At 51.7% G+C, this 15832-nt stretch carries 13 protein-coding genes and 1 pseudogene; 4 read left to right on the top strand and 10 right to left on the bottom strand.

The features are described 5' to 3' along the window. Positions 1-89: 89 nt before the first annotated feature. The 3 genes from L2725_RS16985 to L2725_RS16975 all read left to right on the top strand — a co-directional run bounded on the left by L2725_RS16985 (position 90) and on the right by L2725_RS16975 (position 2514). Positions 90-1079, top strand: a complete 990-nt coding sequence (locus L2725_RS16985) for a zinc-dependent alcohol dehydrogenase family protein (RefSeq protein WP_249250029.1) — start codon at positions 90-92, stop codon at positions 1077-1079. A 121-nt stretch (positions 1080-1200) separates the two neighbouring features. Next, on the top strand, positions 1201-2028 hold the full coding sequence (locus L2725_RS16980) for an SDR family NAD(P)-dependent oxidoreductase (RefSeq protein WP_249250028.1): 828 nt from the start codon (positions 1201-1203) through the stop codon (positions 2026-2028). Positions 2029-2169: 141 nt separating this feature from the next. After that, on the top strand, positions 2170-2514 hold the full coding sequence (locus L2725_RS16975; protein WP_249250027.1) for an antibiotic biosynthesis monooxygenase family protein: 345 nt from the start codon (positions 2170-2172) through the stop codon (positions 2512-2514). A 109-nt stretch (positions 2515-2623) separates the two neighbouring features. On the opposite strand, the pseudogene nrfA reads toward L2725_RS16975, so the two are convergent. The 10 genes and pseudogenes from nrfA to rlmN all read right to left on the bottom strand — a co-directional run bounded on the left by nrfA (position 2624) and on the right by rlmN (position 14460). After that, positions 2624-4002, bottom strand: a pseudogene (nrfA, locus tag L2725_RS16970) (ammonia-forming cytochrome c nitrite reductase). 214 nt (positions 4003-4216) lie between these two features. Next, positions 4217-5089 (bottom strand): DUF2927 domain-containing protein, encoded by an 873-nt coding sequence (locus L2725_RS16965; protein ID WP_249250026.1) that lies wholly within the window; start codon positions 5087-5089, stop codon positions 4217-4219. Between the two features lie 420 nt (positions 5090-5509). Beyond that, positions 5510-6976 carry a ribosome biogenesis GTPase Der gene (gene der / locus L2725_RS16960; protein WP_249250025.1) on the bottom strand — a complete coding sequence of 489 codons (1467 nt, stop codon included), beginning with the start codon at positions 6974-6976 and terminating at the stop codon, positions 5510-5512. 68 nt (positions 6977-7044) lie between these two features. Next, complete coding sequence (gene bamB, locus L2725_RS16955; protein ID WP_249250024.1) at positions 7045-8232, bottom strand: outer membrane protein assembly factor BamB; 1188 nt, start codon at positions 8230-8232, stop codon at positions 7045-7047. Positions 8233-8242: 10 nt separating this feature from the next. After that, entirely contained in the window at positions 8243-8872 is a 630-nt protein-coding gene (locus L2725_RS16950; RefSeq protein WP_115137847.1) for a tetratricopeptide repeat protein, read from the bottom strand. Between the two features lie 27 nt (positions 8873-8899). Further along, on the bottom strand, positions 8900-10174 hold the full coding sequence (gene hisS / locus L2725_RS16945; RefSeq protein ID WP_115137968.1) for a histidine--tRNA ligase: 1275 nt from the start codon (positions 10172-10174) through the stop codon (positions 8900-8902). Between the two features lie 137 nt (positions 10175-10311). Then, positions 10312-11424 (bottom strand): flavodoxin-dependent (E)-4-hydroxy-3-methylbut-2-enyl-diphosphate synthase, encoded by a 1113-nt coding sequence (gene ispG / locus L2725_RS16940; RefSeq protein ID WP_115137846.1) that lies wholly within the window; start codon positions 11422-11424, stop codon positions 10312-10314. Positions 11425-11488: 64 nt separating this feature from the next. Next, entirely contained in the window at positions 11489-12445 is a 957-nt protein-coding gene (locus L2725_RS16935; RefSeq protein ID WP_249250023.1) for a RodZ domain-containing protein, read from the bottom strand. Continuing rightward, positions 12445-13227 (bottom strand): type IV pilus biogenesis/stability protein PilW, encoded by a 783-nt coding sequence (pilW, locus tag L2725_RS16930; protein ID WP_249250022.1) that lies wholly within the window; start codon positions 13225-13227, stop codon positions 12445-12447. The genes L2725_RS16935 and pilW overlap by 1 nt, the downstream gene beginning before the upstream one ends. Before the next feature lie 111 nt (positions 13228-13338). Then, positions 13339-14460 carry a dual-specificity RNA methyltransferase RlmN gene (rlmN, locus tag L2725_RS16925; protein WP_115137843.1) on the bottom strand — a complete coding sequence of 374 codons (1122 nt, stop codon included), beginning with the start codon at positions 14458-14460 and terminating at the stop codon, positions 13339-13341. 264 nt (positions 14461-14724) lie between these two features. Here rlmN and L2725_RS16920 point away from each other — a divergent pair, with 264 nt between their 5' ends. Continuing rightward, entirely contained in the window at positions 14725-15798 is a 1074-nt protein-coding gene (locus L2725_RS16920) for a CNNM domain-containing protein (RefSeq protein ID WP_115137842.1), read from the top strand. Positions 15799-15832: the final 34 nt, after the last annotated feature.

Raw genomic sequence — 15832 nt, 5'->3', positions numbered from 1 at the left:
AGTGATTCTATATTGACGAACATTATCAACCAAGGGAATAGAAATTATAGTTAGCCAATAGCAACAGAAACTCCCTGAGGGCAGCACAAATGAAGGCAATGACAATCACAGCGTTTGGCGGCACAGACGTATTCAAACTGACTGAAGTTCCTGCGCCGGTTGCTAAATCCGGCGAGGTGCTGGTTCGGATCCATGCCAGCAGTGTCAACACTGTGGACACCATGATCCGCCAGATGGGGCCTGAACGGCCTCTGTCCCCTGCTCTGCCAGCAATCCTGGGCATGGACTTTGCCGGTGTGGTGGCAGCGGTCGGCGACGATGTGACAGGATTCAGCATTGGTGATGAAGTCTATGGCTGTGCAGGTGGCCTGGCCGAACTGCCCGGCACTCTGGCGCAATACATAGCAGCTGACGCCAGACTGATAGCGCATAAGCCCCAAAATATCTCCATGCGACAAGCCGCCGCTTTACCTCTGGTGGGCATTACTGCCTACGAAGGGTTGCAGCGCGCGGGCATAAAAGCCGGTCAACAGGTGCTGGTTCATGGCGGCTCTGGTGGTGTCGGTCATGTAGCGTTACAGTTAGCCAGATACTGGGGAGCTGAAGTGTTCTCAACCTGTGGTGGAGATGCGCAACTGGCCTTGATTGAACGCCTGGGAGCCACTGGTATTAATTACACCTCAGAAACAGTGACTGACTATGTTGCCAGACACACTCAGGGACGCGGTTTTGATCTTGTGTTCGATTCTGTGGGCGGCGCCAACATGCTCAACTCTTTTGAGGCGGCCGCATTAAATGGTCAGATAGCCTCAACCGTGTCTCTGGTGGAGCTGGATCTGTCTTTAGCACACTTTAAAGGTTTGTCACTGCACGTAGTCTTTATGCTGCTCCCAATGCTGCATAATGTCGGACGTGAACAGCATGGCAAAATTCTGACCGATTTGGCGCGAATAGTTGAAGCCGGTGGTGTGTTACCTGTGCTCGATGAGCAGCAATTCAGTATGGAGCAGGCAGGTGATGCCCACGCCAGATTGAGCAGTGGTAAAGCCATGGGTAAAGTCGTGGTGGATATCGACTAATCGCCAGAGTTTTGGCACATCAGTCACCAAAGCTATTAGCAGCAAGAAGAGCCATTAGCAGCAATAAAAAGGATGTCGCCAACCTTGAGGTGGCACCTTATCAATACACCAGGGAGTTACTATGAGTAAGGTCATTTTGTTAACCGGCGCGACAGATGGTATTGGTTTGGCGACAGCCCGACTGTTGGCTGCGCAGGGACATCAATTGCTGATCCATGGCCGTAATCCGGAGAAGTTGGCCAGTGTTACACAAGCGCTGGCGGAAGCTTATCCTGACATCAGTGTTACCGCCCTGAAGGCAGATCTTTCCTCACTTGATGAGGTCAGTAAACTGGCAGAAGCGGTAAAGGCTCAGGTTGCCCACCTGGATGTGATTATCAACAACGCTGGTGTCTTTAAAACGGCTTCAGCAATCAACCACGCAGGTTTAGATGTACGCTTCGTGGTGAACACTCTGGCACCCTGGTTATTAACCCGGGCACTGCTGCCCTTAATGTCGGCTGACGGCCGGGTTGTTAACCTCTCCTCCGCCGCTCAGGCGCCGGTGCAGTTGGACGCGTTGCAGGGCAAAGTGCACCTTGCTGATGATTTTGCCGCCTATGCCCAAAGTAAGCTGGCAATTACCGCCTGGAGTCGTGCCCTTGCCAGACAATTGGGCGACAGAGGACCTGCCATTATCGCAGTCAATCCCGGCTCCCTGCTGGCCAGCAAGATGGTCAAAGATGGCTTCGGTGTGGCCGGTAACGATATCAGCATAGGTGCTAATATCCTGATTAAAGCGGGACTGGATGCCAGCTTTGCCGATGCCAGCGGCAAATACTTTGACAATGATTCTGGCAAGTTTGCCCCGCCTCACCCGGCAGCGTTGGATGAAGCTCAAACAGACAAACTGCTTACCACCATGGATGCCATGTTGGGATTGGAGTCCATATACAGCTCACAAAGCTAAACGTCATAACAGATACAATAAAGCCCGGTATGTCCGGGCTTTATTGTATCTGTCACTGCTGAGGTTACTCCTCATTGAGATCAATGTGTTAATGCCAAAACACGCTACACTCGCAGTTTTCAATAAAGCAGGGAGTTTTGGGTGATTGCAGTTATTTTTGAAGTAGAGATAGCAGAGGGGAAATCCCCTGAATATTTAGCTGCTGCAGCTGAAATACGTCCCATGCTTGAGCAAATCGACGGCTTTATCTCTATTGAGCGTTTTCAGAGTTTGAGCGATTCAGGCAAGCTGTTGTCCCTCTCTTTCTGGCGTGACGAAGAGGCGATTGCCCAGTGGCGACAACTGGAAGCCCACCGTATGGCCCAGTCTATTGGCCAGGGTGGTGTCTTTAATGACTATCGGCTGCGGGTTGCCGGAGTCATTCGCGACTATGGCATGGCGCCGAGGGATGAAGCACCGGCTGACAGTCAATCCCGACATAACTGATGTGCCGGCAGCAAGGGCTTGAAAACCCCGAGTGAGGTACATCAAAAAGCCAGTTGCTAAGCAACTGGCTTCAATAGAAAATCGTCACCGTATTTAGGGCGGTAGCGATTTAGCCGCCATTATTGGCCTTGTAGTCAGCTTCCCAAACAGGTACCACCTCCTCTATAAATATGGCTTTGTCGGCATTCATCTTATCCATATCCATTCCCAGTACCGCCTGAGCCTTGGCTTTGGTCGATATATCCGGCAAGGCGACCGTTTGTGTCACCCCATTTTCAGCGAGAATACGCACCAGTTTCACCCTGGCATCCGCCGCTTTATTGATCGCCGTACCAAGAATACGCAAGGCTTCTTGAGGGGCATGTGCCGCCACACCGTGGGAGGCGATAGCGAAATCCCAGCGCCATTGGGCGTGTCTAATATCTTTGAGTGCGGTGGCCATTTGCTCTTCGGTGGCACCGGCTCCCCATGCCGCAGCAGCTTCAAAGTGCGCGTTAACCAGCTGAGCTTCAGCTTCTTTCTTCAGCTCGGCAACACGGGCTTTTTGCGTTTTCATCTGCTCCACAAAGTACTCTTTACTCTGGGTATGGCATCGTTCACAGGTATCAGAGAATTGGTCCAAAGGGTTACCGACTTTATGGCTGGTAAACCATTTGCCCTTTTCGTTCTGCACTCTGGGCATGTGGCAGTAGGTGCAGGAAACACCATTGCGGCCATGGGCACCAAGCTTGGTGGTTTCATACCCCGGGTGCTGAGCCTTCAGCATAGGCGCGCGAGACAGTTTGTGCGTCCAGTCGCTGAAGTTAATACTGTCAAAATAGACTTCAATCTCATCAACCGAGGTACCCATATCCCAGGGGAACTTCACCCAGTTGGGACGATCTGCGGTTTTCTCAAAATAATACTCAACATGGCACTGACCACAGACCATATTTTGCTGTTCCGTTCTGTCAGCTTCAGCAAAAGGCGTACCTATGGTTTCAAAAGCTCGTTCGGCAAAAGGACGACTGACCCTCAGCTTCGCAGTGCCCGGCACGTGACAGTCGGTACAACCGATACTGTTGGTTATCTCGGGTCCGCCTTTGGCCCACTTACCTTGGAAATATTCAGCCTCTCCCTCACCTTTAATCAAACGGGCGACATCCGGGCTTTTGCAGCTCCAACAAGCCATGGGCATTGGACCTTCGTCTTCCTTGATGGGCGCACCAGTTCTCAATGTGGTACGGACATCTGTTACCGCATAAAGGTGGCCACGGGGGCATTGTAATCTTTGGCAAAACCATACCCCGCCCACAAGATCACCAGATTGGGATCGCCCCCCAGCGCATCGTCGAGGGCTTCACTCTCACCGGTTTGTTTCCAGGTCTTGTACTGATTGGGGAATTTACTTTCATATTGGGCGTTATTTGCAGGGTTATCTTTAGCAAACACAGGCAGGCTAACGCCAAGTGCCAGCACAGCTGTCAGCAATTGCGTCGCGGGTCGCATAGTGATTTCCTCATCAGAAATAAGCAGACAATGCACCACAACTGCCCCCGGCGTCATCCACTGCCCAGAGTCGATGCAAGTTAAATCTCACACTCCTGATTTAGAAGCTAACTAATCACGGACAGGATGCCAAGGGAAATACACATATTTTTAATGCACCTTATAAAATATTTAAAAACAGAGTGTTATGACGTAAACCAAAAGTTGCAGCAACTTAGTTCAACCCAAGTTCACGGCGAAATGCCGAGCTTAGAGAAAGCTCTACCGCCTGCTGCGACCAGTCTGGATTAGACTCGAGCCAGCTGCGTAACAGCGGCATCACCTTGCTGCCTTCCATCCCGGCGGATATCTCGGGCAGATACAACAAACGCAATAAGGTCACATCCAGAGGGGTCAACAGATTATTTTTGGAGGCATCGTTAAAGATGGAGGGAAACACCTGCTCAGAGTCATTGGGTAAGCCCATCGCCTGGGAGAACTCCTCCACCACGCAGGAAAGGAGTTTACCGTGCATGCGGGCCTGATCCACCGGGATGACTATCAGGGCATGACGGATCTCCGATTGCCTGGTCATCCACAGATGACCCATGCACACAGTGCCATAAAAAGGCAGGCTGCCACCTGAGGGTCCAATAAGCTCACGGGTTTCTGCTTGCCAGGTGGCCTGTCTGGTGAAAAGCACCCTGACATTGGCACTCTGCTCACTGTCTGCCATACCAATGTCGTGGCCGGTAATATCTCCCAGATGCATCATCTGCATCTGCACCAGTTTGGTATGCAGCTCTTCATCCCCGACTCTATGGTCCAGCCAAACACGAATGGGTCTGTGCCATTTGCGAACCGGGTACTCGTGGTCATCATATTCATTATTCAGGGCAATAAGATTGAACGCCTTGGATACATAGGCATTATCGCTCCACTCGGCAGAGACCGGCATAGCCAGCATGATCAACAACAAGCCAGAGACAAGGTAGCAAAGGAGATTGGAGGCTGCAGTGGAATGACAGCTGACAGCGTGAGCCATGCCGCTATCCACTGGATAAGCACGTTCAAGATTATCCCTTAATCTGTCTGCTTCAGGCTTCATGTTTTGTTCCTTCGGTATCAGCCCTGTTGTCCAGAAACCAAGGCTCCATTTCGAATGATTCCGATTGCTTTAACTGTAGCATGCACAGACCAGGGGATTATACCAATCCGCATAGAAGATTGACCTCATCAGAGCCATGTCAGCCATTCGAGTACAATCCAAATTGGTGACGACATAGTGGTTCTATGACTAGACAATTTGGGGCAGTAATCGTGTGGCTGACAGGCTCCCGAAGGGCGAGTTTTAAAGGCGCGCATACTGCCCAGAGCTCTCTTGATTTATCCCGATAGATCTTCGCTCGCTCCGATTGTCTCCACGCCTTTAAATTCTCGCTGAGTGACTAAACTCCTATGCGGATTGGTATTACTCACCGAAAAACAAAAAGGAACCCAATTGGGTTCCTTTTCTGATCAGAGCCGATTAGCCCTTTTTATTTTTGATGTGTGTCATCATACGCTTACGACGGCGTTCCTGACTCAGGGTCAGTTTCTCCGTCTTACCTTCAAACGGGTTATCACCCTCCTGGAAGCGCAGCTGAATTGGCGTACCTACAACCTTCAGAGACTTACGGAAGTAGTTCATCATATAACGCTTGTAGGAGTCTGGCAGTTTGCTCACCTGGTTACCGTGTACCACCACGATTGGTGGGTTATAACCACCGGCGTGAGCGTACTTCAGCTTCACACGACGACCATTGATCAGCGGTGGCTGGTGATCGTCCTGAGCCATCTGCATGATACGGGTCAGCATAGAGGTGCCCACACGACGGGTAGCACTTTCGTAAGCTTCTTCGATGGACTCAAACAGGTGGCCAACACCAGTGCCATGCAGCGCAGAGATAAAGTGAATGCGGGCAAAATCGATAAAGCCCAGACGACGGTCCAGTTCGCTCTTAACGCGATCTTTCACACCCTGATCGATACCATCCCACTTGTTGACAGCGATAACCAGTGCACGACCTGCGTTCAGTACAAAGCCCAGCAGGCCCAGGTCCTGTTCAGCAATACCTTCACGGGCGTCGATAACCAGCAGTACCACGTTGGCATCTTCTACCGCTTTCAGGGTTTTAATCACGGAGAACTTCTCTACCGCTTCATACACCTTGGAGCGACGACGCACACCGGCTGTATCGATAATCACATAGTCCTGACCGTCACGCTCCATTGGGATATAGATGGAGTCACGGGTCGTCCCGGGCGCATCGTATACCACCACACGCTCTTCACCCAGAATACGGTTGGTCAATGTGGATTTACCCACGTTTGGCTTACCGATAATGGCCAGCTTAATAGGTTGCGCCTGCAGACGCGCCTGTTCAGCTTCGGCCTCTTCTTCAGTGTACTCACGCAGGTCAGTGGCTTCTTCTTCCTCGCCGTCGCGATTGACACCCAGCGCCTCGGCATAAGGTGCCAACGCGTATTCAATCATGTTGGTCACACCACGGCCCTGAGCCGCAGCCATCTGGTACACTTCGCCCAGACCCAGAGACCAGAACTCAGCACAGGCGGAGTCGGCGTCGATACCATCAACCTTGTTGGCTACCACAAAAGTGGTCTTTTCACGGCTGCGCAGGTGCTGGGCAATCGCCATATCAGCGGCGGTCAAACCGGCACGGGCGTCACACAGAAACAGCACGACGTCCGCTTCTTCAATCGCAGCCAAAGACTGCTCAGCCATTTTGGTTTCGATACCCTCTTCAGTACCGTCAATACCACCTGTGTCAACTACGATAAACTCGTAACCTGACAAAAATGCCCGGCCGTATTTACGGTCCCGGGTCAGACCAGGGTAGTCAGCCACCAGCGCATCACGGGTGCGGGTGAGTCGGTTAAACAGGGTAGATTTCCCCACGTTGGGGCGACCCACCAGGGCCACTACTGGGATCATGTTTTGCCTCTTTTCAATAAAAAGCCCCCGGAAGCACTTCCAGGGGCTCTATAAGGTTTTAGCCTTACTTAAGGAAGTGTCACTGCCACAACTTCACCGCTGCGGCCTTGCACATAAAGCTTGCCATCCGCCACTATAGGCGCGCTGAACAAGCCCTTGCTGTCAATCTGTAAACGACCGGCAATTTGACCATTGCTGCGGTCGATAAAGTGCAGGTAACCTTCATAGTCACCCACAACGATATAGTCGTTGAACACCACGGGTGCAGTCAGACTGCGATTGGTCAGTTCACTGTTGCTCCACTGCTCCAGGCCGTTACGACGATCCACAGAGTAAATTCGGCTGTGGTCATCTACCAGGAACAGGCTGAAGCCTGAAGACGCCAAATCATTAAAACTGGAGTATTTGCGGGACCACATAATACGGCCAGTGCGGAGTTCCATCGCCACCAGATTGCCGTTATAGCTAACCGCGTACAGGGTATCACCGATAATCAGTGGGGTCATATCCACATCAGCCATACGGGCGAATTCATTACCGCCTTTTGGTGTGTAGATAGCCTGCTCCCATGCCGGTTGACCATTATCCTTGATGATAACCGCCACCTTGCCATCCGGAGTCCCCACAAAGAAGCCACCGGCTTCAAAAGCTGCACTGCCTGTACCACGCAGGGTCAGACTTGGCATCAGGGCTTCGTAAGTCCACAGGGACTCACCCGACTCCACGTCAAAAGCCTCCAGCTGACCGGAACCTGTATTCACCACCACTATGTCGTCGGCCACAGTCGGGGCAGACAGCAACTCACCTTTGGTTAGCGCATGCCACTCAAGTTCACCGGTTTCTACGTTCAGCGCGGCCAGCACACCACTTTCGCTGCCCACAAACAGCTTGTTACGGGCTGCAGTCAAACCACCAGCGAGACGGGCACCTTTATTTTTAGCCAGTACGCCGTCACGGAATGCTTCACTGAAGTCCCGCTCCCAAACCTTTTCACCGGTTTTCTCGTCGAATGCTTCAATCACACCGTCGCGATCAGCGGCAAAAATTTTGCCGTAACGTACCGCGGGTTGCAGTTGGGAATAGTATTCACCTACCCCATCGCCAACCTGAGCCTGCCAACTGATTTCAGGGAATACAGTGGCGTTGATTTCCTGCAGCTCTGCGATAGGTTCTTCGATGCTGTCAGACGATGAGCAGGCCGACAACAGGGCCATGCTCAGGCTCGCCGCCAGCAGGGATTTACACCAGGACTTCATTGGCTATTCCTTATGCCTTGTTCAGATTATCTATCTTCATCTGCAGTGCAGGGCTTTCCATCTGACCTTCTGCAGCCAGCGCGTCTTTAGCCGCCAGGTATGCAGTACGAGCTTTGTCAGTTTCCCCCTGGCGCACCAGGAAATCACCTTTCAATTCATCACGCTGAGCAGCAAAGGCTGCATCAGTTACTGTGTCCAGAGTAGACAGAGCGGTACCAATCTGACCTTCCTGAGCCTGGATACGAGCCAGGCGCAGTGTGGCAATCTCCCCCAGACCTGAACCTGGTTTGGCTGCAATCACCTGGGTCAGAGCATCAGCAGCCTTGGTCAGGTCACCGGCTTCCACCGCCTGCTTGGCTAGCATCAGATCCAACAACGCCTGATAACCTTTCTGGTCATGGGCTTTGTCGAAGTTGGCAATTTGACCCGCCAATGTCGCCGCATCAGGGTTCTGATTACGGATCTGCTGGAAAGCAACGGAAGCTGATTCCGCATTTTCCACTTTTTGAGCTGAGAAGTAGTTCCAGCCATACAGGCCGCCCAAACCTACTACTGCACCTACCAGGATTGAGGTGCCATAATCCTTCCAGAACTGTTTGATAGCATCAACTTGTTGTTCTTCTGTGCTATAGATTTCCACTCGCACGTCCCCTTCTTACGATCACTCTTAGATCAGTTCTGCCAATACAGTTGCCAGCGCTTCACGGGCAACCAGTTGTTGTTCGTCATTGTTGCGCAGTGGCTTAACGGCGATCTGATTGGTAGCCAACTCGTTCTCACCGATAATCAAGGCAACTGCAGCACCGCTTTTGTCGGCGCGCTTCATCTGTTTTTTGAAATTACCACCACCACAGTGGCTCATCACCTTAAGGCCTGGCACTGCGTTGCGCAACTCCTCGGCGATTTTAATCGCTTCGATACGACAGTTGTCGCCCATGGCAGTCACATAGACATCGACAGCACCAGCTACATTTGCAGTCAGCTCAAGGGTTTCTACCAGCAGCACGATACGCTCGATACCCATGGCAAAACCGACTGCCGGGGTGTCTTTACCACCCAATTGTCCCACCAGACCATCGTAACGGCCACCGGCCAGTACCGTGCCCTGAGCACCCAGACTGTCGGTTACCCACTCAAATACGGTGCGGTTGTAATAGTCCAGACCGCGAACCAGGCGTGGGTTGATACGGTATTGGATGCCTGCGGCCTCCAATAGTTCACATAATTGATTAAAATGATTTTTTGACTCTTCACCCAGGAAGGACATCAGCTCTGGCGCATCGGCCAGAATCGCCTGAACCTGAGGGTCTTTGCTGTCCAGTACACGCAGTGGATTGGTGTACATACGACGCTGAGAATCTTCATCCAGCTTGTCTTTGTGCTGCTCCAGAAATGCCACCAGGGCATCACGGTATTCGGCACGCTCGTGGTTATCACCCAGAGTGTTCAGCTCCAGCGTGACGTGTTCGGTCAGGCCCAGCTCTTTCCACAAACGGTTGGACAGCATCAGGACTTCAGCATCAGCGTCAGCAGTGCCAATACCATAAACTTCCACACCAAACTGGTGGAACTGGCGATAGCGGCCTTTTTGCGGACGCTCGTGGCGGAACATAGGGCCCATGTACCACAGACGCTGTTCCTGGTTATACAGCAAGCCGTGCTCATTACCGGCACGAACAGTAGACGCAGTACCTTCAGGACGCAGACTCAGGCTGTCACCATTGCGATCTTCAAAGGTGTACATCTCTTTTTCAACGATATCGGTGACATCACCAATAGAACGCTTGAAAAGGTCTGTACTTTCCACGATTGGCGTACGGATCTCGCTGTAACCGTAGGCGCTTACTGCACTGCGGACTACCGCTTCTACTTTTTGCCACACTGGACTTTGGGTCGGCAGAATGTCATTCATTCCGCGAATCGCTTGGATCTGTTTTGCCACTGTATCGACTCGATTGTTCGGTAAATAAGAAAAAACGCCCGGTATTATAGGCGTTTCCATACTAAACGTAAAACCCGCGCAATCCTTGAGCAACGGGTATGAAAAGCCGGGGAAAGACCCCGGCTCAATATACTGAATTAAGACTTGTCTTCCACCGGAATTCGCTGGGCAACAATGGCGGCCTGAGCCCGGATTTTCGCTTCCAGCTGCTCCACCAGATTGTCGTTGTCCATACGCTCTTTCTGACGTTCACCGTCTACATAGAAACCACTCTTGCGGTTACCACCGGTCAACCCCAGATCGGACACCAGCGCCTCACCCGGGCCATTCACCACACAACCGATAATGGACACATCCATCGGGGTGACGATATCTTCCAGTCGGCGCTCCAGCTCATTGACAGTACCAATCACATCAAACTCCTGACGGGAGCAAGATGGGCAGGCAATAAAGTTAATGCCGCGGGAGCGAATGCGCAGGGACTTGAGGATATCAAAGCCCACTTTGATCTCTTCCACCGGATCGGCGGCCAGGGAGATACGCAGAGTATCGCCAATGCCTTCAGCCAGCAGCATTCCCAGACCGACAGCGGACTTCACCGAACCGGAGCGGAAACCACCGGCTTCTGTAATGCCCAGGTGCAGAGGCTGCTGAATCTGTCTTGCCAGCTGACGGTAGGACTCTACAGCCAGAAAGACGTCAGAAGCCTTCACGCTCACCTTAAACTGGTCGAAGTTCAAACGGTCAAGAATATCCACATGGCGCATGGCGGACTCAACCAGAGCTTCAGGCGTCGGCTCCTTGTACTTATCCATCAGATCTTTTTCCAAAGACCCGCCGTTAACACCGATACGGATTGGGATATTCAGGTCGCGGGCACAATCCACCACGCTGCGAATACGCTCTTCGTTACCAATGTTGCCCGGGTTGATACGCAGACAGTCGGCACCGTACTCAGCCACCTTAAGGGCGATACGGTAGTCGAAATGAATGTCTGCCACCAAAGGCACCTTGCTCTGTTGCTTAATCAGCTTAAAAGCTTCAGCAGCATCCATGGTGGGTACAGATACCCGAACTATGTCGGCACCCACGTTTTCCAACGCACGGATCTGCGCCACTGTGGCATCAACATCGGTTGTACGTGTGTTGGTCATGGACTGAACGGCAATGGGTGCACCGTCACCAATAGGAACATTGCCCACATAGATGCGGGTAGAGGGACGACGTTTAATAGGAGATTCGTTGTACATCTTGGCTTAGCTCTGTTTAGGCTCAGTAAGGGCTCTGCCCGGTTATCTTACACAGGGTAAGAGCTTATTCGCGCGGCAAGCTGAAGCGGGCGACTTTACCGGCAGGATAATCTTCCAGGCTGATATTCTCGCCATTAAATTGCAGGGATACAACCTGCGGCGCACCAATGACCAGACTAAATGGCGCCACACCTGTTACATCCATAGAACGACCAGCCTCTTTCACGCCACTGATCAATACTTTGCCAGTGGCATCCTCAACTTTCATCCAGCAGTCACCGGCAAGGGATACATTCAGACTTGCGGTTACTGCCTCTTCAGATTGGGGTTGGCTTTGTTCAGGCGAAGTAACTGTGGCGCTGCTTTCAGTTTCTGTTTCAGTGGGTACCAGCTCGGGCGCTGAAGTAGTCTCTGCAGCGTCAGGGGTTTCAGTCTGGACAGGCTCAGATTGCTCTTCATCTGTCAGAGGAAGGCTCACCACAGAGGCGGTGCTGATAACCGGTTCACCCGCTTCAGTCGCACCGAGTTCAACAGCTGCCGCGACCTCTTCAGCACTTGGCTGCGAGAGATCCATACCTGTATTCATATTGGATTTCTGGAACCACCAGAGAACCACCAAGGCGGCCAGCACAATCACGATAAACCAGGTCACCATCATCAAACGACTGTCACGGGCCTGATGGGTGGTTTTGCGGGAAAAGCTCTGCATGGCAGGTTCAGCCTCACTGGGTACCTGTTGTTCAAGACAGGCCATCACTTCGGCTTCATCCACCCCCAGAATTCGGGCATAGTTACGCACATAGCCACGAGCATAGGTGGCTGAGGAGATACCATCGAACTTGTCCGCTTCGATATCCCGAACCAGAGAGGGGCGCAAGTGCAGCCGTCCGGAAATATCTTCAATGGTCAGCCCACTGGCTTCTCTGGCATGTTTAAGAATCTCGCCAACAGTGGCGGTGATATCCTTTGATTCTTCAGCTACTGTTTCTTCCTTGAGTAACTCTTGTTGGTTGTCTGTCATCAATTCAAACTAGCCCGGTATTGCCTGGCCTGCTCTGAGGCGGGGAACTTAGCCAGTAGGCTAATGCCATACCGCTTAACCGCCTCGGGATCATTCAGGCCCTGCTCAATTTTTATTCCAAGCGCCAGACTTTGTGCCGACTCGGGTACCACTCTGTGATAACGCGCCAATTCCTGACGCGCGTCACTGAAATCATTTTGCTCCAGCGACAACAGAATCAATTCCATCATGGTGGAAGCCCGACGCGGCTCATACTTCAGCGCCGACTCGAAATATTGTTTCGCTTTCTCTATATGACCCGCTTTTCTGCTACAAATTCCCAGATTTTCATAACTGGAACCTGTGCGGGTATATTCCTGGGTATCAATGGCGGCCAGAAACATCTTCTCTGCCTGCTCATATTTCTCCTGCTGACACAGGAAAACCCCGAAGTTATTCAATGCATCACCAGAGGGATTACGGGTATTGACTGCACCCTGATAAGCGGATTCAGCCCGACGTAAATCCCCAACTGTCTGGTAGTAGTAAGCCATGGCAATGTGGGCATCTTCCAGGTCTGGCGCATGGGACAAGGCCCGATCCAGATTGTACTTTGCCTGTTCGCTGTTGCCACGCTGCAAATAGGTCAACCCCAGCTGAATACGCTCTCTGGCGGCGGACACTTTGTCGAATTTGCGTTCCTGAACCTGGATATCGGTTCCACTGTAGGTACGCTCTGTGACACACCCTGCTGTCAAACCTAACAACAGAAGTGCACACACAATTGGCAATCCCTGCTTCATGGTATTTACCTGTTAATGGTTGTGCATTGCCGGCCGTCTTATCGCGACCGGTCACTGAATCTGGATTCAATACAGCACACTCTCATCAGAGTAAATCTATGCTGCTAATTATCAAGCCATTTTTACTGAAATTTGTTGATCTTGCATGCGTTTTTTTGCAAGGCGCTTGGTACGGTCACGAACATCACCGGCCAACTGACCACAGGCGGCGTCAATATCATCGCCACGGGTCTTACGCACAATCACAGTTAAACCGTACTCCATCAGTACTTTGGAGAAGCGATCAATACGGGAGTTAGATGAACGGCCGTAAGGAGAGCCCGGGTACGGATTGAATGGAATCAGGTTCACCTTGCATGGGGTATCTTTCATCAGCTTAGCCAGCTCGTGCGCCTGATCCGTGGAATCATTAACATGATCCAGCATCACATACTCCAGAGTCACACGACCACGGTTGGCGTTGGAGCGACTGATATAGTCACGGATTGCAGCCAGGAACTGCTCCAGCGGATACTTTTTGTTGATAGGTACCAGCTCATTACGCAGTTCATCATTGGAAGCGTGAATACTGACCGCCAGGGCGACGTCCAGTTCGTCCGCCAATTTAGGCAGCGCTGGCACCACACCTGAGGTAGAAACAGTTACACGGCGCTTGGACAGACCAAAGCCAAAATCATCCAGCATGATCTTAATCGCCGGAATCACGTTGGACAGGTTCAGCAGTGGCTCACCCATGCCCATCATTACCACGTTGGTCACCGGACGCTCACCGGTTTCCTTGGCAAAGCCCAGGAACTCAGACACACGCCAGATCTGACCCACAATTTCAGATACGCTCAGGTTACGGTTAAAGCCTTGCTGCGCGGTGGAACAGAATGAACATTCCAGAGCACAACCTACCTGTGAAGACACACACAGAGTTGCTCTGTCATCTTCAGGGATATAAACGGTTTCCACTTCCTGGCCATTGCCCACGTTGATGGCAAATTTAATGGTGCCATCAGAGGATTTCTGGAAGGTTGAGATTTCCGGAGCAACAATCTCACAGCGAGCTTTCAGCTTGGCACGCATCGCCTTGTTGATGTTGTTCATTTCATCGAAGTCACTGACGCCGAAGTGATAGATCCATTTCATTAGCTGATCGGCACGAAATGGCTTCTCACCAATCTCCACCAGCATTTCCCGCATCGCATTGCGATCCAGGTCCAACAAATTGATCTTTTTCTCACTCATTCTGGCTAACCTCAAAAAACCGAAAACCTGCAAACAGGGCGGCGAATTATACAGAGAGACATGAAAATTAGCCAGTACGCAAACACCCTGTAAATTTCAGAGAGGTGCGGAGCTCCGTGGCACAATTAAGTCTGGGCTATCACAGTGGTTTTTACCCGGATGTGATTTCATGCACAGATAATTATCCGTCATAGCAAAAGAGTGTGGTAAAATCGCGCCCGGGTCAATGTTGGCCTTTACCTCGGAGTTGTAATTCCACCCCCTATGTTAACCCTTATCCTAATTATCGTTGTCGCTGTCGGTGTGTCCTTCCTGTGCAGCGTTTTTGAAGCCGTTCTGTTGTCTGTTACCCCCAGCTATATTGCTAATCTGGAGCAATCCAACCCAGGGGCAGCTGCACGTCTGGCCAAACAAAAAGAAAATGTTGAATCACCTCTGGTGTCTATTCTGACTCTGAACACCATCGCCCACACAGTAGGTGCGGCGGTAGCCGGTGCTCAGGCAGCCAAGGTTTTCGGCGATGAAATGCTGGGTGTGTTCTCCGGGGTGCTGACGTTTATCATCCTGTTCTTCTCGGAAATTATTCCGAAGACCATCGGTGCCAACTACTGGCGAGCTCTGGCTCCTGTAGTCACTCACGCACTGTTTTGGATGGAACGTATTACACTGCCTTTGATTTGGATGTCTCAACAGGTCACCAAATTGATGGGTAAAGGCGATGATGGCCAGTATATCCGTCAGGAAATGAGCGCCATGGCCCGAATTGGACATGAGTCCGGCGAGCTGGACGAGCAGGAATCCAAGATTCTGACTCAGATGCTGACCGTGCGTGATATGCCTGTTACCGCGATTATGACGCCACGTACTGTGATGTTCTCTCTGCCGGTATCCCTGACGCAGCACGAGTTTGTTGAAAAATACATGAACAAGCCGTTCACCCGTATTCCTGTGTATGCCAAAGACCACGATGACATTATCGGCTATGTAAACCGTACCGATATTCTGCTGGCTGAGCGTGATACACCTGAGGCAACCCTGAATCCGCTGAAGAAGAGCCTGCTGGCTGTGCCTGAAACTGCGAAAATCCTGCCTCTGTTTGAGCTGATGATTAAGCGCAATACTCAAATCGCCATGGTCGTGGATGAGTATGGTTCCAGTCAGGGTATTGTGACTCAGGAAGATATCATCGAGTCCATGCTGGGTCTGGAGATTGTCGATCTGAACGATCCGGCAACCGATATGCAGCAGTTGGCCCGCAAACTGTGGAAGCGACGCATGAAGCATAAAGGTATCCGCCTGTCCGATGACGGTGACTTCGAGCCGGTTGCAGAGCAGTAACCGCCATACACCATAATAAAGGGAGCCCAGGCTC

The sequence above is a fragment of the Shewanella corallii genome (assembly GCF_023349125.1).
GTDB lineage: Bacteria > Pseudomonadota > Gammaproteobacteria > Enterobacterales > Shewanellaceae > Shewanella > Shewanella corallii.
Note: the sequence above shows the minus strand (reverse complement) of the source record. Positions and strands in the feature narration are given on the sequence as shown.

What these genes read in the sequence shown, in the direction of transcription:
- L2725_RS16985 (WP_249250029.1), top strand. Translation starts at nt 90, where the DNA reads ATGAAGGCAATGACAATCACAGCGTTTGGCGGCACAGACGTATTCAAA.
- L2725_RS16980 (WP_249250028.1), top strand. Translation starts at nt 1,201, where the DNA reads ATGAGTAAGGTCATTTTGTTAACCGGCGCGACAGATGGTATTGGTTTG.
- L2725_RS16965 (WP_249250026.1), bottom strand. Translation starts at nt 5,089, where the DNA reads ATGAAGCCTGAAGCAGACAGATTAAGGGATAATCTTGAACGTGCTTAT.
- der (WP_249250025.1), bottom strand. Translation starts at nt 6,976, where the DNA reads ATGATCCCAGTAGTGGCCCTGGTGGGTCGCCCCAACGTGGGGAAATCT.
- bamB (WP_249250024.1), bottom strand. Translation starts at nt 8,232, where the DNA reads ATGAAGTCCTGGTGTAAATCCCTGCTGGCGGCGAGCCTGAGCATGGCC.
- ispG (WP_115137846.1), bottom strand. Translation starts at nt 11,424, where the DNA reads ATGTACAACGAATCTCCTATTAAACGTCGTCCCTCTACCCGCATCTAT.
- L2725_RS16935 (WP_249250023.1), bottom strand. Translation starts at nt 12,445, where the DNA reads ATGACAGACAACCAACAAGAGTTACTCAAGGAAGAAACAGTAGCTGAA.
- pilW (WP_249250022.1), bottom strand. Translation starts at nt 13,227, where the DNA reads ATGAAGCAGGGATTGCCAATTGTGTGTGCACTTCTGTTGTTAGGTTTG.
- rlmN (WP_115137843.1), bottom strand. Translation starts at nt 14,460, where the DNA reads ATGAGTGAGAAAAAGATCAATTTGTTGGACCTGGATCGCAATGCGATG.
- L2725_RS16920 (WP_115137842.1), top strand. Translation starts at nt 14,725, where the DNA reads ATGTTAACCCTTATCCTAATTATCGTTGTCGCTGTCGGTGTGTCCTTC.